General features: G+C 53.0%; 28 protein-coding genes. 18 read left to right on the forward strand and 10 right to left on the reverse strand.

Annotated features, from left to right (window positions below):
* Positions 1-344 precede the first annotated feature (344 nt).
* Positions 345-776, reverse strand: coding sequence for a DUF3010 family protein (locus Q0775_RS18145; RefSeq protein WP_298864435.1), 432 nt, complete (start codon positions 774-776; stop codon positions 345-347).
* Between the two features lie 432 nt (positions 777-1208).
* Here Q0775_RS18145 and Q0775_RS18150 point away from each other — a divergent pair, with 432 nt between their 5' ends.
* Positions 1209-1577 carry a hypothetical protein gene (locus tag Q0775_RS18150; protein WP_366863717.1) on the forward strand — a complete coding sequence of 123 codons (369 nt, stop codon included), beginning with the start codon at positions 1209-1211 and terminating at the stop codon, positions 1575-1577.
* 29 nt (positions 1578-1606) lie between these two features.
* On the opposite strand, the gene Q0775_RS18155 is transcribed toward Q0775_RS18150, so the two are convergent.
* A complete protein-coding gene (locus Q0775_RS18155) occupies positions 1607-2374 on the reverse strand; it encodes a hypothetical protein (protein WP_298864437.1) in 768 nt (255 codons plus the stop codon).
* 141 nt (positions 2375-2515) lie between these two features.
* On the reverse strand, positions 2516-2785 hold the full coding sequence (locus tag Q0775_RS18160; protein WP_298864440.1) for a hypothetical protein: 270 nt from the start codon (positions 2783-2785) through the stop codon (positions 2516-2518).
* Positions 2786-3388: 603 nt separating this feature from the next.
* Here Q0775_RS18160 and Q0775_RS18165 point away from each other — a divergent pair.
* From Q0775_RS18165 to Q0775_RS18225, 13 genes are all read left to right on the forward strand, one after another.
* Positions 3389-4015: a lytic transglycosylase domain-containing protein gene (locus Q0775_RS18165; RefSeq protein ID WP_298864669.1), complete on the forward strand. Its 627-nt coding sequence runs from the start codon at positions 3389-3391 to the stop codon at positions 4013-4015.
* Complete coding sequence (locus Q0775_RS18170) at positions 4012-4302, forward strand: TrbC/VirB2 family protein (protein ID WP_298864443.1); 291 nt, start codon at positions 4012-4014, stop codon at positions 4300-4302. The genes Q0775_RS18165 and Q0775_RS18170 overlap by 4 nt, the downstream gene beginning before the upstream one ends.
* A 9-nt stretch (positions 4303-4311) precedes the next feature.
* A complete protein-coding gene (locus tag Q0775_RS18175; protein ID WP_298864446.1) occupies positions 4312-4590 on the forward strand; it encodes a VirB3 family type IV secretion system protein in 279 nt (92 codons plus the stop codon).
* Positions 4580-6943 carry a type IV secretion system protein B4 gene (locus tag Q0775_RS18180; protein ID WP_298864449.1) on the forward strand — a complete coding sequence of 788 codons (2364 nt, stop codon included), beginning with the start codon at positions 4580-4582 and terminating at the stop codon, positions 6941-6943. The genes Q0775_RS18175 and Q0775_RS18180 overlap by 11 nt, the downstream gene beginning before the upstream one ends.
* 220 nt (positions 6944-7163) lie before the next feature.
* Complete coding sequence (locus Q0775_RS18185) at positions 7164-8309, forward strand: lytic transglycosylase domain-containing protein (RefSeq protein WP_298864452.1); 1146 nt, start codon at positions 7164-7166, stop codon at positions 8307-8309.
* Positions 8310-8401: 92 nt separating this feature from the next.
* Positions 8402-9151 carry a type IV secretion system protein gene (locus tag Q0775_RS18190; RefSeq protein WP_298864673.1) on the forward strand — a complete coding sequence of 250 codons (750 nt, stop codon included), beginning with the start codon at positions 8402-8404 and terminating at the stop codon, positions 9149-9151.
* Positions 9152-9165: 14 nt separating this feature from the next.
* Positions 9166-9819, forward strand: a complete 654-nt coding sequence (locus tag Q0775_RS18195) for a virB8 family protein (protein WP_298864455.1) — start codon at positions 9166-9168, stop codon at positions 9817-9819.
* A 1-nt stretch (position 9820) separates the two neighbouring features.
* On the forward strand, positions 9821-10519 hold the full coding sequence (locus Q0775_RS18200; RefSeq protein WP_298864457.1) for a TrbG/VirB9 family P-type conjugative transfer protein: 699 nt from the start codon (positions 9821-9823) through the stop codon (positions 10517-10519).
* Positions 10516-11883: a TrbI/VirB10 family protein gene (locus tag Q0775_RS18205; RefSeq protein ID WP_298864459.1), complete on the forward strand. Its 1368-nt coding sequence runs from the start codon at positions 10516-10518 to the stop codon at positions 11881-11883. Before Q0775_RS18200 ends, Q0775_RS18205 begins: the two co-directional genes overlap by 4 nt.
* Positions 11883-12878 (forward strand): ATPase, T2SS/T4P/T4SS family, encoded by a 996-nt coding sequence (locus Q0775_RS18210; protein WP_298864462.1) that lies wholly within the window; start codon positions 11883-11885, stop codon positions 12876-12878. Before Q0775_RS18205 ends, Q0775_RS18210 begins: the two co-directional genes overlap by 1 nt.
* Positions 12865-13074 (forward strand): hypothetical protein, encoded by a 210-nt coding sequence (locus Q0775_RS18215; protein ID WP_298864465.1) that lies wholly within the window; start codon positions 12865-12867, stop codon positions 13072-13074. Before Q0775_RS18210 ends, Q0775_RS18215 begins: the two co-directional genes overlap by 14 nt.
* Complete coding sequence (locus Q0775_RS18220; protein ID WP_298864468.1) at positions 13071-13472, forward strand: hypothetical protein; 402 nt, start codon at positions 13071-13073, stop codon at positions 13470-13472. The genes Q0775_RS18215 and Q0775_RS18220 overlap by 4 nt, the downstream gene beginning before the upstream one ends.
* Before the next feature lie 11 nt (positions 13473-13483).
* Positions 13484-14569 (forward strand): type IV secretion system protein, encoded by a 1086-nt coding sequence (locus Q0775_RS18225; RefSeq protein ID WP_298864471.1) that lies wholly within the window; start codon positions 13484-13486, stop codon positions 14567-14569.
* A gap of 196 nt (positions 14570-14765) precedes the next feature.
* Here Q0775_RS18225 and Q0775_RS18230 read toward each other — a convergent pair whose 3' ends face one another.
* The 3 genes from Q0775_RS18230 to Q0775_RS18240 are packed head-to-tail and all read right to left on the reverse strand — an operon-like array spanning position 14766 to position 19555.
* Positions 14766-16841 carry a type IV secretory system conjugative DNA transfer family protein gene (locus Q0775_RS18230; RefSeq protein WP_298864474.1) on the reverse strand — a complete coding sequence of 692 codons (2076 nt, stop codon included), beginning with the start codon at positions 16839-16841 and terminating at the stop codon, positions 14766-14768.
* Positions 16834-18993 (reverse strand): relaxase/mobilization nuclease domain-containing protein, encoded by a 2160-nt coding sequence (locus tag Q0775_RS18235; RefSeq protein ID WP_298864476.1) that lies wholly within the window; start codon positions 18991-18993, stop codon positions 16834-16836. Before Q0775_RS18235 ends, Q0775_RS18230 begins: the two co-directional genes overlap by 8 nt.
* Positions 18980-19555 carry a transposase gene (locus tag Q0775_RS18240; RefSeq protein ID WP_298864478.1) on the reverse strand — a complete coding sequence of 192 codons (576 nt, stop codon included), beginning with the start codon at positions 19553-19555 and terminating at the stop codon, positions 18980-18982. Before Q0775_RS18240 ends, Q0775_RS18235 begins: the two co-directional genes overlap by 14 nt.
* A gap of 650 nt (positions 19556-20205) precedes the next feature.
* Between Q0775_RS18240 and Q0775_RS18245 the strand changes: the two genes are divergently transcribed.
* Positions 20206-20919 (forward strand): AAA family ATPase, encoded by a 714-nt coding sequence (locus Q0775_RS18245; protein WP_298864481.1) that lies wholly within the window; start codon positions 20206-20208, stop codon positions 20917-20919.
* Positions 20919-21614: a hypothetical protein gene (locus Q0775_RS18250; RefSeq protein ID WP_298864484.1), complete on the forward strand. Its 696-nt coding sequence runs from the start codon at positions 20919-20921 to the stop codon at positions 21612-21614. Before Q0775_RS18245 ends, Q0775_RS18250 begins: the two co-directional genes overlap by 1 nt.
* 570 nt (positions 21615-22184) lie before the next feature.
* On the opposite strand, the gene Q0775_RS18255 is transcribed toward Q0775_RS18250, so the two are convergent.
* The 4 genes from Q0775_RS18255 to Q0775_RS18270 form a co-directional block, all read right to left on the reverse strand.
* On the reverse strand, positions 22185-23090 hold the full coding sequence (locus Q0775_RS18255; RefSeq protein ID WP_298864487.1) for a zincin-like metallopeptidase domain-containing protein: 906 nt from the start codon (positions 23088-23090) through the stop codon (positions 22185-22187).
* Between the two features lie 375 nt (positions 23091-23465).
* Positions 23466-24881, reverse strand: a complete 1416-nt coding sequence (locus Q0775_RS18260) for a hypothetical protein (protein WP_298864490.1) — start codon at positions 24879-24881, stop codon at positions 23466-23468.
* Positions 24882-24965: 84 nt separating this feature from the next.
* A complete protein-coding gene (locus Q0775_RS18265) occupies positions 24966-25313 on the reverse strand; it encodes a single-stranded DNA-binding protein (RefSeq protein WP_298864495.1) in 348 nt (115 codons plus the stop codon).
* 277 nt (positions 25314-25590) lie between these two features.
* A complete protein-coding gene (locus Q0775_RS18270; protein WP_298864498.1) occupies positions 25591-25809 on the reverse strand; it encodes a hypothetical protein in 219 nt (72 codons plus the stop codon).
* A gap of 45 nt (positions 25810-25854) precedes the next feature.
* Here Q0775_RS18270 and Q0775_RS18275 point away from each other — a divergent pair, with 45 nt between their 5' ends.
* Both Q0775_RS18275 and Q0775_RS18280 read left to right on the forward strand, forming a co-directional pair.
* Entirely contained in the window at positions 25855-26196 is a 342-nt protein-coding gene (locus Q0775_RS18275; RefSeq protein ID WP_298864501.1) for a hypothetical protein, read from the forward strand.
* Positions 26197-26247: 51 nt separating this feature from the next.
* Complete coding sequence (locus tag Q0775_RS18280; RefSeq protein WP_298864504.1) at positions 26248-26379, forward strand: hypothetical protein; 132 nt, start codon at positions 26248-26250, stop codon at positions 26377-26379.
* Positions 26380-26389: the final 10 nt, after the last annotated feature.

Below are 26389 nucleotides of genomic sequence, written 5' to 3' on the forward strand. Positions count from 1 at the left end.
GCTGTAGATTTAAGATCGCTCGTTTGAACAGTATTTTGGATTGATAGATTAGAGACTACTTCGCACCTCTTTCCTTGGCTCACTGTAGCATTGGGTACGTATCCAAAAACTGAAATTGTTGCTGGAAGTTCTGAGCAATTTCTCGCCGTTCATACATTGCGTCGTTATGCCGAACTTCTGCTTTTTCCATACAAGACTCTGAGATTCGCATTTGCAGCGAAAGTTGACTTTGTCCGCGTTGTGTCAGTTCAGGCAGAGCGCAGCGAATGTCCAGAAACCGATACCGGTCGTTCGTGCAGATTGCGTCTACATAGGATTGGCATGGCTGGATCTCAGTATCTCGGCTATGCTAAAAATCCCGGCTTCGTCAAAGCATAAGCTCCGGAAAGAAATGCGTTCTTCAAGTAAACAGGCAGCTTCTCGGGATATTTATCAAGGTCTTTCTTGGCGTAGTGAGAGAGTGCCACCGGACTAACGAACTTGGTTTTGCTTCCTTCGACGAGTTGGATCAAGGTTTCAATTTTGAAGGAAACCGCCCCGCCTGCCATACGGCCTTTCTTGGCACGAGTTTTAATCACGAACACATCAATCTCGTAATCTCGGGAAAACTGTTGAAGTTCTGCCAATACTGATCGTAGATCGGCCTCGGATGCGTCATCCTCCAGCACTACCCGTGTGGTCTTCAGGCGCAGCATTTCCACGCCGCCTTCATCATCATGGTAGGCAACGGCAAGCCGAACTTCACTCGCCGATATTTCACATCCACAAACTCTCATGTGTCACGCCTCCTTTTGAAAACTTGTCATTACCACATTGCCGACCTGAAAAATTCAAACCTTCGCTGCACTTTGAAAGAACACCATAGCCAGCGGCACAATGGCCGTCCTGCCTAATTGAAGCTGCACCAACAAAAGATCAGCGTAGTTACGATAACAGGCAATTATCCTCGCAATCAGCCAACACCAGCGACGACCAAGACTCGCTTCCTTCGATCAAGAAATGTGGAATTTGGGCAACCACGATCACCAGAATCCAAACATAGATGCTCTGGTTTCACTTGGAAATCTGACAACTTGGTGGTTAATGCTGTCTGAGAAACAGCAACATTGGGCGTTATACTACCTGCTCAGTGGCAATATTATAGCTACGACCAGACGATGGGCCACTTAGAGAACCACTGTCTTGAGTAGAACGGGAAGAGGTTTGGTGTGAGCAGCATCCAAGACAACGAAGCACCAAATGTGATTACTGAGACACGTTTCCGCACATTGATGCAAAGCGGGTACCTTGCGGAGGTCTATTGCCAATCTTCCGCCTTCAACAAAAGCGCGGTGTGGTACGGTGTATGGGTGATCCGCATTATCGACGAAGACAGGACCTTCATGAAGCTCTTGGTCCCAGCACGATCGATGTCAGACAAGCATGATGAAATCAGAATTCGCGAGTTTAAGACGGCGAACGGTCTGATCTCTTTCCTTGCCAGCATGGGGTGCACACATGCCAATGTACCGCTTCAAGAAGGCGGGGTTTCAACACACGCGTTGCCTGCTGAGCTTCTGGCCAAGGATGAGGGCTGACAAAACTTCGAGATTTTAATCCCAAGCTCTCAATAGTTGACCTGTTCAAAACCGTAGTTCCCCTCGTAGTCGCGCCATTCGACAAAGACGGAGCGATGCCAGATCGACGGGCAGTTAGACCCCCAACGCTCCGTTCCGACATGTGCATCTGGCAGGTCGGCGATGCCTGCACGGCTCCAACGGTAATCACCTTGAGTGCCGTAAGATCCGAGCCGCACTCTCGCTGATCTTTCGCAGTCACCTTCGCTCCCTGCCTCCCTTTGGTTTGCTTGGACGTCGAACACCCGGATTGATCGAACAAAGTTGAATTCTTGACCGCTTATGTCGATATCCGCTGTTCCAGTCTCGTCACTCAGACCTTGGACCAAGTTCAGGATTGCAGCTTCGGGCAATCGTGCAGCAGGACCACCACCCTGCCTCAGAAGCGCGAATTGTGGGATGAGGTCAAAATCACCTACAGGGCTGTTTGGAAGTGACTGTACCGGCGCATCCTCCATTTTGAACAAGATATCGTAGATACGATCAGCCGTCAGCATTTGCGGATCTGTTCTGTAAGCTGCTCCCATAGGACAACGCCAGATTTGAAGAGGCGGCTCCACGGGCCAAGGCGTTATGCGTCGGATGAACTCGGCGCGGGCTCGAGCACAGGGAACGGACGCTGGCCATCCGCCAGAAAGGCACAACAAGATTGCACAGTCTATTTGGTAGCTTTGCGCTTGGGCTCGATCTGGAACAGCAGTCAAACTGATGACCCCTGCAATCAATGAGAATGCGGAAGTGCGCAGAAAATTAAGCATAGGGCGCTCCATAGCAAAAATGATGCTATGCTTATTAACACTATATTATAGTATTGTTAAGTGAAAGATTTGAACGCCATACCCATCTGTTCGTGGACGCACCAAATCAAACTTAAGACGAGGTCGCCGTAAATACTTGTGTTACTCAACCATTTCCAGAACGAAGCGGCCATATTCTTGGCTAACTTCCTGCGCCTCGGTGAAAGCACGGGCACGCTCGCCCTCCATGCAGCGAAAGTAATCTTGCACCTCGTCGATGTAATTCTCGAAATCTAAGCGAATGAGGTCTTCGTATTCCTTGGCAGCCGCAGGATCGCTGGGAACAAAGGGGCGAGCGGGCGCAAGACAGGTTTCCGCACCCGCTTGCGAACACACTGCAATCAGCAAGACCGTAAAACCCCGAACAATCATGATGCGTATGATATCTTCCGCCTTCTCACTGTTTTTATGGGTACTTTTCCATGACAGCGATTACTTGCCAAACCTGCTCAGACTTCAACATGGTACAATCTTATAACTTGATGTCAATATTATAACATTGTATTGAGGTGGAACCGAGGAACGGTTCCCGACCTGCCAACAACAGTGAAAGTGCAGCAATGGGCCCAGAGTTAGAGAGAGAAGCGCCCAATGTGGTCACAGAAGCACGTTTCAGATCTCTCCTGCAAAGCGCGTACCATGCTGAAGTCGTTTGCAAGTGCACTGCCGAGAACAGGAGGGCCGTCTGGTACGGTGAATGGATTATTCGGGCAGTCGACAATACTCAAAAGCGCGAGAAGCTCCTGGTATTGGCCCGCCGAAAGTCAGGCGATGCAGACGAAGTGGTCGCTAGAACATTTAAGACAGCAAACGGTCTCATCTCATTCCTTTACAGTATGGGTTTCGCCCAAATTAATATCCCCCTTTATCAAGGTGGCCGCTCGTCCCAAGTACTTACTCACTTCCCTGCAGCACCTAACCATCGCTAGCGCCATCGGGTTTATGCTTGTCAGCAGTGCCGCAACTGCTCAAGGCATGGTCTTGGTTATGCAGGGTGACGGCTCTCTGTCGGAATCCGCCTCGCAAAACAACTTCGCCAGGAATTATAACGAAGGAGTTGGGCAAGGCACTGCGTCAGAAGGCCTGCGACTCTTCGGCCAGCAACCTGAAGAAGCCGGATCTGCCAGCGAAGGCTTCCGTGTCTCTTCAATTGCTCCACAACGCATCGCGCCTCGTCCAGAAATACTAGCTGCAATTGATGAGACGGCCCTGCGCTATGCAAGCAACCCTGCCCTACGTCGTGCTGGCCTCTCAGTGACAGAATGGCGGCTGTTGTTTCGCTCAAACATTGAAATTGAGAGTGCATATAACCCTAACGCTCGCAGTCAGGTTGGTGCCATCGGTTTGGGCCAACTGATGCCAGAGACCGCCTCAGATTTGCGCGTCGACCCCCACAATTGGCGGCAGAACCTTGATGGGTCTGCGCGGTATTTACTCATGATGTTGGAGCAGTTTGGCGACCCCCGACTGGCACTAGCCGCATACAACGCTGGACCTAACGCAGTCGCCCAATACGCAGGCATCCCACCTTACCGAGAAACTCAAAACCACGTCAGCCGTGTGCTGGCCGTATTCAACAGGCTTGAGGGAGAAAACTCATGAGGCCAACCACAGCAAAAATTGTTACGCTTTGCACCCTGTTCTTGATAGTCGCGCAACCTGCCTTGGCGCAGTCCATTGATCTATCCCCCGTTCAGAACGTCCTGCAAGGCATCGTTGACGCTATCACAGGGCCGCTTGGCATCGTTATCGGCACACTCGCATTGATCGGCGTATTCCTATCATGGCTCTTCGGCATTCTTGATTTCCGGCAAGCCCTTTGGGTTGTTGTGGCCATCGCCGGCATCGCTGCCGCTCCGACAATCGTCGCCGCAATCTGGACGACATAGGGGAAACCAATGGCTGAACAGTCTCGTCTTTTTCTGGGCCTCGTACGACCTCCCAAACTGTTGGGTCTGCCCATCATGTATGCGATGGTCTGGTTGTTCGGATCTGTTCTCATTTTCTTGTGGGTTCAGCATTGGGTGGTCGCCGTCATAGCCGTGATCACCTACCCCCTTTTGTGGAAGGCCGCGGACTGGGACCCCAATTTCTTGGATGTGGTTGCCACAACGCTGCAAGAAACACCTCCAACAGCCAACCGCAAAATCCACGGAGGCGATAGCTATGCCCCGTGATACCGATTTTGACCCCCTCACCCTCTTGCCAAACTGGGTGAAGAAAGAAAAAGAATTGGCCCACATGCTTCCCTATGTGAGCCTCGTAGATGACTTAACCGTTCGGACGCGGGGAAACGAAATATTCCAATGCATCCGGTTGGAGGGCGTGAACAGTTACACCAAAGACGATGATCAACTCGACAAGATCCGCGCACTGTTCGCGTCTATTATTGCTCAGATCGGGCCCGAGTTTTCATTCTACGTTCACAAAGTTTCCAAAGCCATCGACCCAGCCTTGGCGCCAATTGATGGCGACGACTTTGCCGCCACGGTGGATCAAAACTGGACAGAATTCCTCCTCGGCAGCGGGTTGCGCGATAAAACTCTGACACTCACGGTCAGCAACCGCCCCCCTCTCGCCTCAAAAATTCTGTTCAGCAGCGAGAAATCTGTCCTTCAGCTGAAGGAACAGACAGCAAAGCGGATGCGCCGGTTGGCAGAGGTTGTCGGGTTTCTGAAGTCTACATTCGCAGACATGTCTCCTCGGTTGCTGGCTGCCTCCGAGGGCGAGTTGTTGGGCTTTCTTGGCGGATTGAATACCGGCCAAGAATTACCACTCTTTGCGTCCTCAAAATATGGATACCTGTCGCAAGACGTCGCGAACGCACGCATCACATTCCGTGGAGCAACCTTTGAGGTTTCTGACGGAGCGGTTGGTTCACGGTTCGGAACCAGTTTCGCCATCAAGAATTATCCCGCGAGAACATCCTGCACGATGTTTGATGAGTTAAACCTACCTATCGACATGGTCGTCACGCACTCCTTCACGCCGATCAACAGCAACCTCATGGCGGGGCGGATCAAGAAGCAACAACGCCTCATGCGTGCCGCCGAAGATGGCGCAATCTCGCTGGAGGCAGAGCTGATTGATGCCCTTGATGATCTAGAGTCAAAACGCCTGAGTTTTGGCGATCACCATATGAGCGTGACCGTATTCGCATCGTCCATCGACGATCTTGCGTCCATTGCAGGCGAAGTACGAAACACCGCCGCGATTGAAGGGGTAAACTTGGTCAATGAGGCGTTCGCCGCCCAGACCCATTTCTTTGCCCAGCATCCCGGTAATGCAGCAAAACGCAGCCGGAAGGCCGCTGTCACCAACAAGAACTTTGCTGATTTTGCAGCCTTTCATCGGACACCACTTGGAAAACGCAGCCACGAGGTCCCTTGGGGAACAACAATCACGATGTTTCCCACGCCCGAGCGGTCCGCACATTGGTTCAATTACCATGAGCAAGGCTCACCTGACAAAGAACCTACTGGCGGCCACACACTAATCCTTGGCCGCCCCGGCTCGGGCAAGTCGGTCCTATCAGCATTTCTGATGACCCAAGCACGACGAGCGAGTGCGCGGATCTTCGTCTTCGATTACCGCCTCGGTATGGAAATGGCTGTGCGGGCGAACGGTGGCCGCTACGCGGCAATCAACGCGGGTCAGGCAACAGGCCTTAATCCGCTATGGACCGAAATTGATGAGCGCGGGCAATCTTGGCTTGCCGACTGGCTAGCCTCCCTCCTCTACCGCGCCGACAAACCACTCACCCCGGCACAGACCAACCGCATCCAAGAGGTCGTTCGGCAAAACGCATCTGCCTCTGACGCTGATCTACGCAACTGGCACGATCTCGCGTCACTCTTTGTTTCCGCCGATGACGACGGCGATTTGCATGAGCGCTTGCAGGAATGGACGGCCGATGGCCGTTACGGTTGGATTTTTGGCCAGACCAAAGAGGACACGTTCTCGCTTGAAGGCGATGTTGTCGGATTTGACCTTACAGGCATCTTGGACAGCGAAAGCGAAAAAGAGCGAATGGCCGTCCTGTCTTATCTGTTCCGTCGCGTCGAACGTGTCATTGAAGATCGCCAGCCAACGATCATAGTCATCGATGAAGCTTGGAAGGCCCTTGACAACGGATATTTCGCCGAACGCTTGTCCAATTGGCTTGTCACTGCGCGCAAGCAAAATGCGGTCGTTGTGATGATGACCCAATACGCCAGCCAGTTGGAACAAACCCGCACGGGTAGGACCATCGTGGAGGCCGTTCCGACACAGATCTTGCTGCCAAACATTCGGGCGAACGCGTCCGACTACGCGATGCTCAATCTTCAAAGCAAAGAACTCGATGTGCTGCTGACCACTGGCAGCAATTCTCGGCTTGGGCTCGTCAGAGACGATGAAGGTTCGGTCGTGATCAACGCTGACCTCAGTGCCTTGGGTCCGCTACTGACCATCCTCGGCGGGATGGAAAAAGGAGAACAATTGGTGGGTGCCGACTATCGCCAACGCCCAGATTTTTGGAGGACTTCATGAAACGAACCACTTTCATCCTGTTGTGTGCGTTTGGCCTTAGTGCCTGCGGTGACTACCAGGGACCGAAGGCAAATTGCTTTGAACGAGACGTCATTGCGCGATCAACCAACAGCTTGAGCTTCCTTCAATCACCTGGTGGCCGCGTCTCGACCAGCACCGCACCCGTTTCCGATTGCAACTTTGTTGCATTGGACGCGCCCATACAAACCGAAGCGCAGTAATGCGTGCATCCCTCACAGTTACTACGATTGGAGTGATCTGGGGGTCTGCCGCAGTCAGCCAAGGCGTGCCAACTGTGGATGGAAACCTGTTTATCCGAAACGAAGCGGCCAACCTGCGTCGCGAAAGTGACTTAGCCACACAAGCCGAACGCCTTTCAGCCGCAGAAGCGATTTCCGAAATCGAACGTGAGCAACTCGCTGTGCTGCAGCAGATACTTGATGCTCAATCCAGTTTTGGTGGACAGGGCATTCCAGCGATGGTGAGCACCCTCGAAGATGGCACTTTGCCAGAGCAATCGGCCGACAATTTGTATTCCCCTATCGATGGCAATCCCGGTGCCAATCAAATGTTCGGGGACGCAAATCTTAATATCGAGCAGCTCATCATCCGCGTGGCGCAAGAAACCCACGGTTTAACCGGGGTAAGTCAGGCAGGTCTCACTGTCGTCCAGTGGCGGTGTCTCCTGCAAGCTCTGATCTGGCAAGAAAGCCGCTTCACGATTGGAGCACGATCCCCCGTCGGAGCCTTTGGCCTGACGCAAATCATGCCCGGAACTGCAGGCGATTTGGGCATAAACCCAGAGTACTATGACAGCCCATATCTGCAGGTCGAGGGTGGCGCACGATACCTTTCGCAGATGCTGCGCATGTTTGATGGCAACATCATCCATGCCCTTGCTGCCTATAACGCAGGGCCCGGCAATGTTCAGACCTATGGCGGCGTCCCGCCATTCAAAGAAACGCAGCATTACGTTCAGGTCATCCCAGCAAAATACAATTTCTATCTAACAAGGGTCGGTGGCGTTGACGCCTTGGGCACGATTGACTCCGCACTGCTTGCAAATTCGAACCTGTCGATCACCGGCTCGGGTGCCAGCTTTTACGCCAACAGCTCGATGCAAAACGTCGAGGCTGCGGCCCTGCGTATTCAGAACACTGTGCGACGCATCGGTCAAACTCAGGACGTTCAAGAGTCCCTCGCCCTCAATACCTACGCCCGCGCTGAGTTGGTTCGGTTGGTCTCGACCCTGACCCGCCTCAAGGCCGTCCGAACCCGACCACTGAGCGACGCAGAACTCGCGATGGCCGCCGCACAACTCAGGGAAAATCAGTTCATGGACTTCACATTGGAGGAACTCGACTAATGGAAACATTTTCAAATAAGGGAGCCACATTAGGCTCCACAGTCAAAACCGTCGTTTTGTGCTCGATAGGCTTCATAGCCGCGCCCGGCCTTATGGGGGGCGGCGCTGCCTTTGCGCAGGGTGTCCCAACCGTTGATACGCGAAATATTGCACAAGAAATCCAGCAACTACGACAAATGATCGAAGATGAGGTCCTGCAAAACGAACAATTGCAGCAAGCACTGAACCAACTCGACACACTGCGCGAGCAGTACGCCCAATTGCAGGAAACCTATGCAGCCCTTACCGGACTGATGGATATCCCAGAAATCATCACGACGCAGTTTGAAGCTGAGTTGAACGGAGTTCTGGACCAAGAGTTCGGCGATATCCTTGCAACGATCGACGCTATCAAGAATGGCGACTGGTCTCGACTGGCGGGCAATGGTGCACCCGGCATCCAGACACAAATGACCCGCGTTCTGGCTGATGCGGGGTTTGACGAAGACACCTTGTCAGAGATGGCAAACAGCGGAGCGGCGGGTGCGGAACGCATTGCCCAACAAGCAACCACAGGTGCTGTCATGTCTGCCGCTGCCCAGAACAGTTATGAAGAAGCGGGCCAATCGCTGGAGCGCGTAGACCGTCTCGTCGGCATGATCGGCGATATGGAAGAGCTTAAAGACAGCGTTGACCTCAACACCCGTGTCACTGCCGAACTTGCAATCGCCTTGGTCGCACAATGGCAGTTGGAGGCTGTTCAGACCGTTGGGTCGGGCCAAGCGGGCGTTCTGGATGCAGCGACACTCGCAGAAGAGCAGCAGTTCATGGATTTCACACTCCCCACTCTGACTGCTGACTGATTGAGGAACAGGGTGTGACACAGGAAACTGAGATCGTTGAAGAAGAGCTTATTTACGGCGCGCGGCGACGTGAAAAGCTTTGGCAGAAGCTCGCGCTATCGGGTTTGGTGTTCGGGATCATCGGATGCCTGTCAGCTGCTACTGTTGCAATCCTCGATGTCGATCCAGACCCCATTGTTGTTCCCTATAATCCAGAGACAGGAATGGCCCTTCCCAACGCATCGGTTGGCGCTGTTCGCGTGACCGAGAATGAAGCCATTATCGAGTCAGTCGTCTTCCGCTACGTGACAGATCGTGAAACCTACAACCAACTCGACAATGACTTGCGCGTTCGCAGCATTCTAGAACGTTCTGATCGGGCCGCCGAAGCATCCATGCGGTCCTTATGGGACAGTGCAAATTCAAACTATCCACCAGAAGTTTATGGCGATGCCGGTCGTCTCGATGTCGAGATCCTCAGCATCAATCGGATCGGAGTGAACCGCGCACAGGTTCGGATGCGTAAGCGTCTTACATCGCCCCAAGGCGTACAAGCAGGCCTTTTCACCGCGACGCTGTTGTTTGAATTCAGACCAGAAGAGCGTCGTTCGATTGATGACGTCTGGAGCAATCCATTCGGCTTCACCGTCATTGAATACGCAATCCGCTCAGACAGATTGGAGAACTGATATGAAGGCCCTTAAGCCAACCATTCTGTCTATCGCGCTAACCTTGATCGCCGCCCCTGCCCTCGCAGAGTACATCCCACGCTCGGGCGGGAACGATAACCGCGTGCGCGTCGCGACATATCAAGACGGTCAGGTTTACCGCCTGAGCGTTAGCTTGACGCATGTGACGACAGTGGAGTTCGGGCAAGGCGAAACAATCCGTTCGATTATCGCTGGTGACACCGAAGGGTTCCAGCTTGATGGTGTTCCTGGCGGACGGGCCTTTGCGGTCAAGCCAAACGCACGCGGCGTTCACACCAACATCACGGTCTATACCAATCGGCGCAGCTACTATTTCAATGTGACAGAGGCATCGTCTCCAACCTACTACGTTGTCCAGTTTCGGTATCCTGAAGACAATGTGCGCCCAACCAATGCGGTCGCACAACAAGCCCCCAACTATAACTACGCAGCCAGTGATCAGACTGAGTTCACCCCAACGTCGGTGTGGGACGATGGCACTTTCACTTATTTCCGGTTTCCGCGAAGTTCGCCTGTCCCTGCAATCTTTCGATCTACCACTGGAAGCGAACGAACGGTCAACAGCCAACAAATTGAGGACGGCGTTTTGCGTGTTTCGGGCGTTAGCAACCAATGGGTTCTTCGACTCGGAGAAGACGTGGTCTGCATTCAAGTTAGTGCTGGAGGATCAGGATCATGAGCGATCAACCCGATTTGGAAAAGCGCTTAGCCGCATTGGAAGGCAGTTCTTCTTCATCCGCCCCGAAGAGGCCATCTATGAAAGTGGCTGCGGCAGGCATCATTGGTATCGCAGCGCTAGGAGGGTTCGCATATTTGGCTTTGCAGCCAGCGGTCGATTTACCCCTACCCACAGCACAACCAGAGGAATTCCAATCTGAAGGCGAAGGATTTGGTGATATTGCTCCGTTTGTTCCTCCTCCTCCACCAGACCCCGAAGTTCAGATCGTAGAAACAGAGGTCGAGCCAAATGCGGAATTGTTGGCACAACTCGCGGCGCTACAGACACAAATCGAAGCCTTGCAGAACGCCGAACAGCCAGTGGTCGAAGACGACACTGCTGCGGCAGATGCCATCAATTCCTTGAGCGAACAAATTGCTGCTCTTCAGGCGTCTTCGGAAAGCGCTCAGGAACAGTTTCAAAATGAACTTGAGGCGAGAGATCGCGAGCTTGAACGATTACGCATGGACCTTGAGCTTGCCCAGCTTCAGCCGCCAACACCCGCATCAGGTCCATCTCAAAATGATCTGTTGGAGGCGGAACAGCTTCGGCTTCAACGAGAGAACGAAGCACGCAGAATGGCAGAACTGGAACGACGTCGTGCAGAAGAACTGGCCTTCCAGCAAGCCCGCATAGAATCCCCGACAATTGCCTTTGGTGGCGGTGCTGGGGCCGATGGCTCTGACGCCCTCAGCGAACGTACACTCGGAGCGGTGCAAGATTTCGTTGTGAACGGAGCACTACCGTCCCAAGTCACACAAGCAGAAGTCATCGCCAATCCAGCAAATACGGTTGTCCAAGGTACAATGATACAAGCGGTGACCGAAACAGCCTTGGACAGCTCACTGCCTGGTGCGATACGCGCGATAATTTCAGAAGATGTCTATTCCTTTGACGGGTCGCGCATTCTGATCCCGCGTGGGTCACGCTTGATCGGGCGCTATCAATCTGGTGTAGAAATTGCCCAACAGCGGGTCACGGTCGCTTGGGATAGAATTATCATGCCCAATAACCAGACAGTGACAATCAGCTCGTTCGGAGGCGATGAACTTGGTCGTTCCGGCGTAACAGGTGTCGTCGACACCCGTTTTGGCGAACGCTTCGGTTCTGCAGCGCTGATCTCGCTCATAACCGCCCTGCCCGGCGCTGCTGCCGCTCAGGTTGAAGATGAGGCTTCCGCAGAAGTTCTGGAAGATGTTGGCGATGATCTGGCCGACAGCACAGACAGCGTGATTGGAGAATACCTCGCTATCGGTCCTGTCATCTATGTTGATCAAGGCTCACGCATCACGGTCATGGTTGACCGTGATCTGGAGATCTTCTGATGGCTTCAAACTACTTCCAGGTCAGCCTCGATAAAATCCCCGAGGCGAAACGGGATGATGTCATCGAACTGTGTATCAACCCAGACGGCTCACTGTGGGGGGAATTTCAGGGCGATCATTTCATGCGTCGCCTCGATACGGTTCTGACTAAAACTGATATTAAGGACCTTGCTTCCCAAATTGCTGACAAAGCCTCCACACCGATGAGCAAGAACAAGCCAATCATCTCTGTCAGCGTTCCCTATCATGGCCGCTCCATCAGAGCGCAGGTGATTCAGCCCCCAGCCGTCCGCGATGGTTACGCAATCGCGCTCAGATTTTTCTCGACGCTTCCACTGGAAGGCATTGAACTAAAGTTCCTATTTGGGGCTGAGCGTAGTTTGGAGACCGAACGCCAGCAAAAGAACCTCGCTCTACGTGAAGTGGTTGCCGGTGGCGACATTTATGCGGCCACGAAGTTTTGCGTTGAAAACAAACTGAATATGATCGTCTCTGGTGGGACATCCACGGGTAAGACTGTTGCCGCGCGCAAAATCCTCGCTGACGTCCCTGACGACGAACGTATCATCACGATTGAAGAGGCTGCGGAGTTGGTTCCGACGCAGCCAAATTCCGTCACACTAATCTCAAATCGTGACAATTCTGCTCAATCGGCAGACGTGCTGCTCACATCCACTCTAAGAATGCGGCCGGATCGTATCGTGCTGGGGGAGGTCCGCGGCCAAGAGGCAATGACGTTCTTGGAAGCGATCAACACTGGCCACGGTGGATCGATGACGACCCTTCACGCAGAGACGCCCCAACTGGCGGTTCAACGCCTAGCGATCGCTGCTTTGAAGACCGATGTGCCTATGACTTATCGAGACATGATAGAATACATTGAAAGCTCAATTGATGTCATCATCCAAGCTGGTCGCCATGAAGGAGACCGGGGCATTACCGAGTTTTATCTGCCCGGCACATCAGAGACAGGAGGCCAGAATGAAACAATTTGAACATGAAGTTCTCAACTTCGACATCTCTACGGACAAAAAATATGCAGGGATGCAGCAGACCCTACGTGAATGGGGTGAAGTTGGCTTTGAAGTAATCTCAGTCGTTCCAGCAAGTCTTGGCTTCGATGTAGTAAATGTATTCTTTAAACGTGAGATCGTCGAACAAGCCGCCGGAACTGGCGAGGCGGCAAGATGAAACTGATACATGTCGCCTTCATCTTACTTGTGGCCTTCAGTGCAAACTACGCAAGTGCTCAGATCACTCCAACATTAGGAAGTGAGACGCCGCGAGTATGTCCAGATCAACCGCCGCAACCTGAATGGTTAGACAGAATTCCGCTACGAGAAGCGCAAAACAAAGTGTTGATCCAGCAAATGTATCGCGCGCAAAGCATGCAAGCTGTTGCAGAAAGCGGTGATTGTTCTTGTGAAACAAGATTCCCATCTTGGGCGACCGTCGAAACCATTTTCTTAGAGGCTTATGCAAACTTGGACCGATGGGGTGCCACAGAGAGAACCGAGCAATATCGCGACATAGCAAATGAAAACCGAAGGGTTGCCAAACCGATCTGTGAGCAACAGGGCAACTGGTAAGGAGCAGAAAGTTGAGTGTTGTAACTTACTTCGTCGAAACTGCCGAAGGATACCTGAACACTGCTGCCGAAACCCAATTTGGATCAGTTGCCGCTACTGTTGGAACATTGATAATTTTAGCGGCGACGATCCTTGTGATCTTCGTTTTCGTTAACATGGCGTATCAATATCGTTCGATGGATGGGCGAACTGCCTTTTGGCTTGCGCTGAAAATCGCGCTGGTGGGTCTCTTCGCGACAAACTGGGTTCAATTCAACGCTTTTTCATCAGCCATTCTCAACGGCATTGATAGTATCGCTGGCGCACTGGTCGGATCAGTCGGTGGCGGCACCCCCGGACCGTCAGGGACATTTGCCGAAGAGTTCGATAGTCTAATCGGGTCTCTTGGTGATTACCTAAACGCCGCCGGTTCCGAGCTAAACTGGATGGCTGGCGCCATGCTGGACATACTTGGAGTACTTTTACTTTCGATCCTTGGTGGTCTCGCCGCTTTTATTTTAGTCGCGTCGCGCTTAATGATCGCGCTCCTCATCGGTATCGCGCCTGTGATGATCTTCTTGACGCTTTTTGATGTCACAAAAGACTATTTCGCACGCTGGCTCTCAGCACTAATTTCTTTTGCCATTTATCCCATTATTGTGGCTGGCGTTTTTGCAACAATAACGGGGGTGTCTCGCGCGCTGCTGGGAGAACTTGGCGATCCAGAAGGCGCTACTAATATTGGCGCACTTATTCCCTTCTTCATGATGGTCTTGATGGCCAAAGGATTCATCATCGCCACCCCGTTCATTGTGAGAGCCGTTTCTGGCAACATCGTGATGCCTGCGCTCACAAGCGGTATGGGAGGCACATATGCGTTTGGCCGCGCCATGGCAGGTAGTCAGCAAGCCTACAACAGACGCAGCGTGGGAACCGCGACGGGCCCAGAAATGCTTGCGATAAGCGGGAGATCAATGCTTGGTTTGAGTGATCCAAATACAAGGACCCAGCAACGGCCAGCAACTAGCCCTGTTACTACACCACCGCCGCAACCAACCGGAACTGGTCAACAAATGCAACGGATTCAGGCGAGATCCGATAGGCTACGTGGCAAGTAGAGTTCAGTACAAATCGACAGTTTTGAAATTGACATTAGAATTTTCTTATCTCAGATTCTGATCTGTTTCTGAGATAAGAGGACAGTTACTCACGGTGTCCTGACTAAAATCATGGGGCAACTTCGCAACCGATTGTTTGTGTTTTACGAATATATCAAGTTGTTCAGAAGATAGCGATTTGCGTGGCTGAAGCTTCCTACACAGCCGCCGTAACAGAAAAGCCCGTCTGCCGATCTTCAGCAAACTCTGCTTCCAGCTCTGATAGTTGTTCGTCGGCAGCTTGGAGTATTTCCAGATCAGCCTCTGTAACGTTCTCAAGGTCAGGACTGACGAGCCTTTGTTGCACTGCGTGATCCAACTCGGCCTGTGTAAACTCCAAATCGCGAGTAGCCTGATCAACGGTTTTCGCTCTTTGCTTACGTTTGGATGTCCGCAACTTGGCCCTGTGCGGTTTAGCCCGCAACTCCTCAATCGACATCGGTTCATCTACTTTTTGGAGTTCTCTTTCTACGACAAGGGCGCTCCCTGCCCCGACATCCGTTGATCCAGCCTCGGACTGGTCCATCTCACCCTGAACCGCATCAATTTCTGGCAGCGGTGGTTCGCTGACAACCTCAACCGCCAATGGCGGGAACGGCAATTCCCCAGTTTGTGCGGCATGGATTTTCTTGAAAAACGGGTCATCGAAATACTGGATGCGCTTGGCGCGGATCGGCATCTGCGCATCCACAACGATAATGATGTCATCCAAGGGCAAACGGCGCACTTCATCTTCTGGCAACAGAGATGTCTCTTCTGTCCGCTCTGACATACTGCGCCCCTCAAATGGATTGCGGCCAATTGACCTCGAACGGGTGACTACACGCTTTGTGGTTTTCCCAACCGCCTTGCTCAACTCCTCGACAGTCTTTTCATCCGACGGTGTCAGGTAAAGCTTCACACCCGCGTTCCCCTGCAACGCACGCCGTGTGTTCTCACCATAGATCTCATCAAGCGCTGGAATGGTTTGCGTAACGATAGCCAAATGCCCGTTGTAAGACCGCAGGGTCTCTATGCTGTCTGTGACAATCGGCATTTTTCCGAGACGGTTAAACTCATCCAACATGATCATCACTGGCCAAGGCTCATCTGGTCCAGGCTCTTTGTCCTGCATGGACGATATCAAGTCAGAAAAAAACAACCGGATCAGCGGCGCCAGTGGTTTCACCATGTTGGGCGACACGACGAGATAGACGGAAAACGGCTTCGAGCGGATCGTTCTAAAGTCAAAATCAGAAACGCGCGTTGCTTTATCGATGGCTGGGTTGCTCCACTGATCAAGACCGGACGTCATCAACAAGGAAACATAGGATGTCAGTGTATCATTATTCGTAGAGGCCATACGCTCAAGGATCAACTTAGCCGCACGGTTCTGCACTTCGTCGCGCCGCTTCATGAATTCCTTTTGCTTGTGTCCACCACTGGCCGTGATCCGATAGATTTCACCCAATGTTGGCACACCCCGCTCAAACGCCAGAAGGCCGGCCGCGACAAACAAATCTATCCCGCCTTTCAGGAGGCCCTGAACACGGTCGCTGTCAGCTTGTAAAAACAATGAGGCAAGCAACTGCAGTTCCATCTGTTGGCGATCAGGATCGGCCATCTCGGCGATACGCAGCAATGGATTATACCGGTGGCTGCGACGATCATGCCAATCTGTCGGCGCAAACCGAAACACGTCATCCCCCTGCCCTGCCCGATGACGCGCCGTTGCTTCAAAGTTTTCGCCCTTCACATCCAAGACCACCGCAGAGCCATGAAAAGTCAAAAGGTTCGGAATGACAAAGCCAGTTGTCTTGCCGCGCCCCGTGGGTGCAACAATCAATGCGTGCGGAAACACCTTGGAACAAATGAGCTGCCCGTTGCCCTTCGCCTTCCCTAGTTTACCGATGACAAAACCAGTGCCGGGTTTGCTGAAAAACCCGTTACGCCGCATGTGTCCAGCTTTTTGCCACTGGGTTCGACCAAACTTGGTCAGCGCGCTCCCGGACAGCACGGCGCTGAGCAATAGCCCAGCCAAACCAAAGCCGCCCATGATCAGGTTGGCCATCCGAAAATCAGCTGGTCTCACATCTTGGAGTTCAAGGTAGTTCTGGGCGAGCCAAAGGAAGTCGATTTCCGCTTTGATCCCAAAGTCCCGAAACGTCAGAAACGCTGTGGCCACGACATATCCAACCGCCACCGCCAAGAGTGTCAGCAGCACAATTCCAATGGCGATCTTGCCCTTATCCATGGGTCTGACCTTTTTCAGTCGTCCCATGTGTATGTTTCAGACGCTGAGCGTCATATTCTTCCTCCGCAATCTCGGAGACAACTTCGCGGGTGGCTTCACTGTTGGCAGTAGTCTCGTCAGATTGCAAATACGCCTTGGCAGCATAGAGACGATCAAGTCGATCATCGACGACCTCTGCAAGGGCGTCGCTGTCACCAGACCGTAATGCCTCAACCTGATCGTCATCCAAGGCGCGCTCAATCTCGCGGCGGAATGCAACGCTGCCGCCGTTCTCGGCAAACGGTGAGTTGATCTTGTCGTTGCGTTCATGGGCAATAACGCGTCGCACCTCGGCACCATCAGCGTTGAGTTTGTCCAACCGGTCTAGGTCTGTCGCGTCTCGGTGATTCTCGTCATGTGCATTGAGTTCATGTGAAGCCGTATAGGTAGCGGCCAAGCCATCCGCCAAATGATCAGGCATGTCAGGGTACCGCGCCTTGAAATCCGCGGCGATGGCTTCTTCCATATTGAGCCGTCCATCTGAGCGCCCCATAATCGCCTGAACTTCACGGTCAATCTGGTCTGCCCGTTGCGGGTCGATGATCTCGACAGCCCGTCCATCGTCATCTTCACCGTAAACTTGCGATGGCGATGCTAGAAGCTCTGGATGTTTTGCCATGAACTCTTCTTGCTCAGGCTGTTGAACATCGCGGAAATAATCCTCGTCACTATCCACGTCAGTTTCGACCACGCCATCTTCGCGAAGCACACCCGCGCGTTCCAATACCTGTCCCAGCTGAACATGTGCCTCATCCAATCGATCAACAGCAACCTTCAGATCTGCGTTTCGCTCCAGATTGAGGCCCTCTCTTTCGGCGATTTTGGTCAAATCATCCGCCAACCATCGCTGCTCGAGCCATGCATTACTTGCCCCTTGCTCAACCCGCGAGGTCACCGACGACACTGAGATGCCAGTACCGCGTAATGCAGTTTCAATTTGGGCGCGGGTTTCCGGATCTGACATGGCAGCGACTGCGGCCTTGTCGATATTCATCTCAGAATAGACCCCTGTCTCAGAAGCTGCATCGTTTAGGGTGAAGGAGCGCACACCAACGGGCTGCATATGAGCCACGTTGCGGTAAATTGCATCAAGCTGCTTTTCATACTTTGCTTTAAGAGTGTCGGGCGCGTCACGCACAAAGTGTTCAACCCGCTCTGCACGCTCGGCAAACCGCCCTTTCAGATCATCAAAAGAGTCCTGCGTATCCATGTAAACCTCTCCATTCTGTTCAAGGTGACCGCCGTGCGCCAACAACTCAGCAGCGCGGAACAAAGCGTTTGAAATATCGTGCCGGTTCTCTGCGGAAGCCTCTGCCGCCAAGGAGCGATAGGTCCGGGCGGTGTTGGCAATATCTGCGAGGGCTCGGTCCAGGTCTGACCCAATCCGTTCACGTGTGATCGGTGATCGGCCTTCAGACTTCGCAGCATAGATATCTTTGGTGCGTGGGGCATACGTCACATCGCCACGATCAATGCGCCGTGTGGCTTCAAGCCGCACACCGACTTTCTGCGCTTCCTCAACCATCGCGATGCGAAAATCGTCGTAGTTAAAGTGATGATCCCGCCCGAGATAGAAGTATTCACCTTCTTGAGAACGACGGTTCAACACAACATGAGCATGGGGATGGGCCCGGTCTTCATGCACCGCAATCAGATAGTCGAAGTTGCGCGCATCATTTGCAAAGAACCGTTCGCAAACCCCGCCTGCAATATCGCGAACGTCTTCGCCCTTGGTTCCAACCGGAAAGGACATCAGCATATGTGTCGTATGGCCCATCTTGGGCCGGAACCCTTCATCCCACCGCGCACTAAACCGGTCTGTTACGCTCCTTACTTCAGAAGTGTCGAGTTGTGTCTTGCCGTCGAAAACGCCCCTGCTGTCGACGATGTGCGACGATTTCGTGGCAAGATACTCCAGCTGATTTGATAGCTGGGCCTTGGTGTGACACCCGCCCGATTTGATCGCCTTGAACACTGCAGCACGATGACCTTTTGCAGCACGAACCAATTGGGAGCGCTTTGTGCCCAATCCTTGCATCGATCCGCGCACCTTGCTCCAACCTTCGCGAAAGATCTCACCAGTAACAGCGGTTACCGCATCATTTCTCTGCATTGGCCAGCTCCTTCAGAGCATCAGTTGCAACCAATCGGACGCCATCTGTACGGCGACGGGTCAACAGATCGACTTGATCGGCAAAGTCGAGAACAAAGCCTGCCAGGCTACGCATCTGGGCAAGACTTACGCGACCGAATACGGGGCGCATGCCCTTGTTGTTGGCCTCGTTCATCCGCTTTGCGATTTGGGTGACATTGTTACCAACGCGATTGAGCGCGGCGCGAAACCCGCGCAGTTCATCTGCGAGCATTTCATCGGGTTGGAACAAACCGTTTGCGGATTGGATCAATCGCCGCAGCGCATCGGAGCGGTACTTGATCCCATGGCGAGATAGTAGCGCATCGAAGTGGCGGAGCTCGTCTGGCGTAAGTGTGACGCTCACAGTTTCGGTTCGAATGCCGCTATCGCGCTTACGGTGCTTGTCGCGATGGATCGTGTATTGGACGGTTCGTGCCGTTACATCGTAGCGCTTTGCCAACACCGCAGACGAAACTCCTTTGAGAGTTTCACGGACGATTTCCAATCGCTCCAGATCAGATAAGCGGCGTCGAGACGGCATGCGAACAAAGACTCCCTATTTCCTGCCAACTTCATACAGCCAGTTTAGTTATGACGCAATTATAATATTGCGTCATAATCTATACGATTGCTAAATCGGATAGCTGAGCTGTATTCCGCTACTTTCGCCGCCTCAAAGGCGGCCCTTAGGATCGAGCCTCGGCACGAGTCAATTTCATTCCTCGGGGCGAGGCTCAAAATCGACGCCCCTGAGGCCATGTATGCTCAATTCCGTGTAAGCACCCGCCGACGGGACGTTATGGCCCCTTAAATCGCAGCTCAGCGCCTCTGATCGACAATATTTGCCTCACCTCTCCGTGTCAGCCATGGAAACAGATCCGATTCGCCCCTTTAGGGCACGCGATACGCGACACAAGACCGCCGTGCCGCATTGAAGCTCATGAAATGGACAGCACGCCGCTTCAGCCAACCGAGCAGTAGGCCTTGTCGTCCCGCGACACGCGGCACGCGTCAAGCAACACGCGAAACGGATCACGGACACGCGATATTGTGCACGCAACACGCCCCACGTGTTTTATATCACGCGATAATTGACACGCAGCACGCTGTGCGCGATAGGTTGCACGCAAAACAGTAAACGCGACGCGCTGTTTCGAACACGCGACACGCGACACGCAATGAGGTAGAGCAATGCCAAACGACAACATGAAGGTCATTACAGTCATGAGCCGGAAAGGCGGGGCCGGAAAAACCACCCTCCTCCAAGCACTCTTAAGTGCGGCTATCAAAGACGGAAAACGGTGCCTCGCGCTTGACGCCGATCCACAGCAAGCTCTGACACGGTGGTTTGACCGCGCCGAAATAAACAGTCCGCTTGTGCGATGCGCGCAACTCGAAGTGTCTTCAGATCTCGAAAAATGGACAGATGAGGCCTGGGAGAAAGGCGAGACAGATATTGTCTTTGTGGACACACAAGGAGCGGCTGGTGCATGGGCTGACGATCTTGCCGCATTCAGTGATGTGCTCATCGTACCAATGAAGCTCGGCGATACCGATCTCACGATCACGACTGACACCTTCAATTGGTACTGCGGCCTAAGAGAGCGGACGGACGACCCCGAAAACCTTCCATCTTTCAAGGTCGTGTTTGCGGATGTTCCGAACAAGCTCACCGCCTCTCAAAAATACATTGAAGAGGTCGCGTTGACGCGTTTTCCGATCATGGAAGATTACTTCATGCATCGTAACCAACACATCGACGCAGACCGATCCGGATTCTTGCATGATTTGGCGGATTTCCGACGCGCCCACAAATATGGACTATTTCGCAGCCACGCAAAGCTCTTCGACGAAGCCGTCGAAGAAGCCACAGCCATCCTGACCGAAGCCATGGGAGACGCATAATGGCACGACGCAAGAAGCCACAAATCAAAGGCACAGATCCATCATATGATCACAGCTTTGAACGGTTCCGCCCCGTGCCAAACGACATGCCCCCTGATGTCGTGGTCCCAGGCGTCGCAGCAGAGAGAGCCGTTGTCGAAACGCCAAAACCCCAGCCAAAGCCAGCCAGTGTGGATGCCAAAAAGATCACAACATCCGCACCGGAACCGAAAAAGGCCGCACGGGTCAAACCGAGCACAACAAAACGGCAAACCCCATCAACGCCAAAGGCCCCAGCAGCCCAAAAACAAAATACCGAAGCTGATGTCTCACGGGGCTCTGATGACCCACTCAGAACGGGCGAACGCCAAACAACGCTCGATGCCGCCGTAAAGGTCACGCAGGCAAAACAAATGGCCGTCTTGGAAGAGAAGGGCCTTAAGATGAAAGACATCGTCACCTTGGCGGGACGCCGCGCAACGGAACAATTTGTCCTTTCACCCGACTTTGTTCCAAAGCCAGAAGCCGAAAGGCTGCCGATGAAACAGGGCTATCACACCTCCAAACGATTGCCCGGCCCCATTTTGGACGCCATGCGCAAAGAGCAAGACCCCCTTGGCATCAGTTCGGATCCCGCAATGGTCAGAGGGCAATTCGAGCTTTTGTTCTGGTCCTGTCTTGATGACGTGATCAAAGAACTCAAAGCCAAATACTAAGCTCTGGCGCGGAAGTCCGCGCCCCGATATTTCTAAGAGGGGGAAGGAGTTTCGACTTCCTTCCCCCTGAAACAAAATAGACAAGACCGTGTTGTCGGCTGCGCCTCCGCCCGCACCACTCCTGTCGATTTGGTTTCACCCCCATCCTCTCAAGCTCCGCGCATACTCAGGGATAAGCCACAGCTTATCCTGCTTCGATTGAGAAATCGGGCAGGGAAAACGCCGTTTTCAGCGCCGACCAAGGAAACACTATGCCACGCAAACAACGACGAGAAGCGCATGCAATAACGCGCATCCTGGATCGCAAAACCCGCGTGGTGGTCGGTTGGCTGTACCAATGGAACACAGGCGAGCGCACTCCAAAATGGAAAAATGGGGTTCGATCGGATGTAGTCTACGAGGACAGAACACAGAGACCGCCCAAACCTTGAAAGCCCAAAGGGCATCCGCGCGAAGCGCCAGGCGGGGCAGGGGGGGCGCACCGCGCGCCCTTTGCCGCGTCACCACCATCCGACCGCGAAACGCGCCCCCGATCATACGAGGGCGCATATATATCAATCCGCCTTGCGCCTATGCGGCTTCAACGTCGCGCATTCTATCGGCCCCACCTGCATTCATAATAAAATCAACGGCCTTTTGCGCTTCTGACGCGGCTTTAAAGATCAAACCCTTGTCATTCTTCAACGCCTCGAGCCAATTTTCTATGTAGGCAGCGCTTTGATCAAAATCCGGTTCAACGCCAAGTTTGACACCAAGGATACATGCGCCAATCTCGGCCACCAATTCTTCGAACGCGTAAGCGCTGCGGTCATTATATTTTGCGATCCGGTCCAACCGCTTGGGGCCGCCCGTCCAATGCGTCAACTCATGCCCCAAAACGCCGTAATAGCGCGCCGCCTCAAAAAATGTTGCAATGGGGGGCATGTGAACTTGATCGGTGGACGGGCGATAGTAAGCGCGAGGCTCGGTCGTGGTAACGATATCGGCTCCAGTATTGGCGAAAAATCTGTCTAGCTCTGGGTCGGCTTGTGTCCCAAGGTCACGCGCAGGTTCGGGCAAGATATAGAACTCTTCCGGTAGCCCCTCGATCTGATCAGCGTTAAATACATTATTACATTTGGCAAACGGGATGCGCGTCTTGCCATCAGCGTCTTTTGTCGTGTGTTCTGCCTGTTGGTCATCTTTTTCAAACATACCGTAGAAGACAGAACGGGCGCATTTCGATCCCTTTATGATGCTGCCACCAAGGTCGAGCGCCTGTTTGAACGTCATCCAACGCTCCGATGTAAATTCGCTGATTTCTGCCGATGCCCAAAGCATCAGGATATTAACGCCACGATAAGGTTCGCCGTTGTGTCGCAATGGCAAGGCAGCACCTCCCCCCCCCGTCCAAGGCTTGCGCCAAGGCGGTGTGCCTGCTTCCATTTGCGCGATGATCGTATTGGTGACGTGCTGGTGAATATCAATCTTTGGCATAACACTTGCTCCTGTGCGGTGAGGTCGGGGCGCTGCCCCTGTTGGTGACTGGTTTTGAGCGCAGCCCTGAAAGGGCGTCCGTCTCTAAAACCTGTCCCGCTGGCGAAGTGCGGAGGGGGTGCTAAACCACCTAAAATCGACAAGGCTGGCGCGGCCCGCAGCGATGAGCGAGGACACGGCTTGTCTATTTTGGGTTGTTTTGTGGGGGAGGCAGAGCCTTCCCGAAACGCAGCTTAGTGGCGTTCGGCTTGTCCGAACCTCAAGCTGCAGAAAAGAAAATCGGTGTTGAATTTCTCATGACACTTGACCATCACCTCAAAAGTCGTCCATTTTTTTTGGCAGATAGAGGAGGCTTTTTCATTCTTCTACATCGTTTTAGATGAATGCGATTTCGATGGTGCTGAACGGCTCTATGCGAGTCAGGCCATCGTTACCGATTGACGTTTGGATAATATCAAGGGCTTTGCTCGCTTCGGTGTGAAAGTCTCTGCCATCACCCGATTGAGAAAAAACGTCGCGTAGATCAAGCGTGATGGTGAACACCATTTCGCCCATGTCGATCACAATGACTTCGTGATCCATGCTGCGTATCGACGGTTCCGACTTGGCGAGTATCGAGCATAGTTCAACCATAGCTTCGGGGTGCAACGTCAAGCCGGTTTGTTTTTGGGTTTCAAAAAACAGGGAGGCGATGAAATTGTGAGAAACAAAGCGAGTGTCTTTCACGGCCCAATCATTCAGAAAATCAGCCGTATAGCCGCCTTCGGCACCGACCAATGCCGCATATCGGTCGCGGCACGCCTCACGCATAGCACCTTGGGTTGGGTAGGATGTTGCGAGGGCGGCAAAAAGTGTCTCGGCTAGTGTATGCGGATCAATACTCGCATCGTCATTGCCAGATGAGAAACCGACAGGAATCTTAGATTTGTTGGGGCCTTCAATGTAAGGCGTGCATCCGCCAAAATTATCGCTGTATCGCAAAGGATTATCAGCAAAGTGATCTAGGACTTTCGAGTTACCGGCCCGGACAACTTTAATCCAGATATGGCGGGCCGCTTTAGATACGGCCTTCGTTCGGAACCCGATCAGGTAGTAGTTCTCGCTTGGGTCAAACTCGACTTGCCATTGGTCAGCCTCTATCGCCTTTGCAAGTTCTCTGGCAAACAATGTTTCCTCCTTGATGGCGAAAAATTCCGTTGGCTTCTTAGCTGGCTCAAGACCCCAATACTCATACCAATGATGGTCGGGGTCATAATGTTCTGGCAGCGTATCCGCGCCGTAAACGTGGATGGAAGCAAGGCGGCCGATAATTACGCCAATAACATGATCTTGCCAACCAAGTGAGGGCGGCAGGCCCCGCTCGGCAAGGTCTTCAACTGTGAAGGTGCGCAGGTAGATTTCTTCGATCAGATCGTCTTCGGCCTCCGCTTGGCGTTCGTCGCAAAACTCGACAACCATATCATTCGTGAACCGTATATGATCATACAGTTCTTCCAAAACCGGCCCCGGCACTACCAGTTTATCGCTGTCCCATTTTTTGATCGTATCCAGGCGAGTGGAAAAAATCTTGGAGGCGTCTTTTTGGGAAAACCCAAGGTATTTGCGCATGTAAGCGAACCGATTATCCATAGCGATAATCCTCCATTTGTTGTTGCAACTGGACTTGAAGCCAAAAGCCAATGGACGAAGTCTCCGGCTAAGGTGAATTATATTGTCGCTTCTGACCCACGCATGCTCTCGAATGGCGGACGTTCGGTCTGAGTCAGAAATGCTTGGCCATTGGGCCAACACTGCGTGACGCCTTCTTTTGATAGGATTCAGAAATACCCAGCGATCGGGTCAAAGATGCGCGGAGTTCCACAATTTTCGGGTCACTCAAGCAGCACTGCGTTCCATCGATTTCTTGACGGACAGCGAGATGTTGTCGAAATCCTCAGCTGCCATCGTGATCCCATACTCGGTGCCGCCATCCTGTTTTTCCCACTGGGATTGACGGATGGTGCCGCGCACATGCACAACATCACCGGGATGGACGTTTTCCTTCGCCCACTTAATGACGTTGTCGTTGAAGATCGTCACCTCGTTCCAAAATGGATTTGATTGAAAATCACCGCGATCATCTTTGCGGCCATACTCTGAGGCGACACTGACCCGGAGGGTTTTACCGACCTCTTTAGTCTTGCCCACGCGTCCGATCAATTGGAATTCTGCAAAGGTTCTCATGCTTCAGTCTCCTGGCTGGAAGGGATGACGCCCAAAGTTCACGTATCAAAGGGCGTTAATCAATATTATAATATTGATAACTAAATTACTGTCAAGTCATGCGAACGTCACTGCCCGCCAACCCTGAAATTGGCCGCAAAGAGAATGCCTGTCTGCTTGCTTTCTGTTTGCTTTGAAAACGCGTGGCCCACCTTTGGGCCGCCCCTACTCACGTGAAATACAACCTACCTTGAAGAGAAGAGGGGCGGCATGTCTGCCGCCCCGAGGTTTGTGTCTGTTATTCGGTGACGTTGCCGTCGTCGCCATCGGGTTTGGGTGGGAAGGCTACCAACTCGGTGACCGCAACGGGGAAGTCGAGCTTGATAGAGAGAAAGGGTTCTCCGCTGTCGTTGCGGGTGTTCTCGAAGACGGCGCCAACACGACGGAAGCTGGTTTGATCTTTGCCATCTTTTTGGTAGGTGACTGGAACGGTGAGGGTGTAGATTTTGTTAGACATTTTCGATCTCCTTGTTTCGATGTGGGTGTCCCAGCGGATCGATTAATGGCGTCGCGCAAGTGGAAATGCGGAGGGTCCGCGCCAACGGGGTGGAAACCGTATTTCTGCTTGCCGGAGCGCAGCGCAGGGCACGCGGCGGCCGAGATCCGCAACCCATTCATCGCAAAAGAAACAAGGCAGATCGAACAGGCCCGATCAAAACGCCTCACGCGCGCCACGTCACTCCAAATCAAAATTGGCGAAGCTCATGCCAGTGCTGTGTTGGAATTGCTCAAGGGCCCCTCACAAGACACGCACAACACATACCTTCAAGCAACGCCTGACTATGCGGTCGATGTACGGGCCAGTTCTCCCAAACCTATAGCGGACCGGCCCTCCACCCACTGACATATGTCTCTAAGGCAAATTACTGTCCCTTGGCTTTTGAAACGGTTGGCTGTGATCCAAACGGCAGAGACGCGCGGTAGCTTTGCACAAAGGATCGTGACCCGAATGGGCGAAGACCGTGTGCGGGCTTCGGGCGCAGCCAAGAGCCTGGTCAGCCAACTGTGGCTGATGGGCCTGTCATAAACAGCGCTAC

The organism is uncultured Sulfitobacter sp., from assembly GCF_947499945.1.
GTDB lineage: Bacteria > Pseudomonadota > Alphaproteobacteria > Rhodobacterales > Rhodobacteraceae > Sulfitobacter.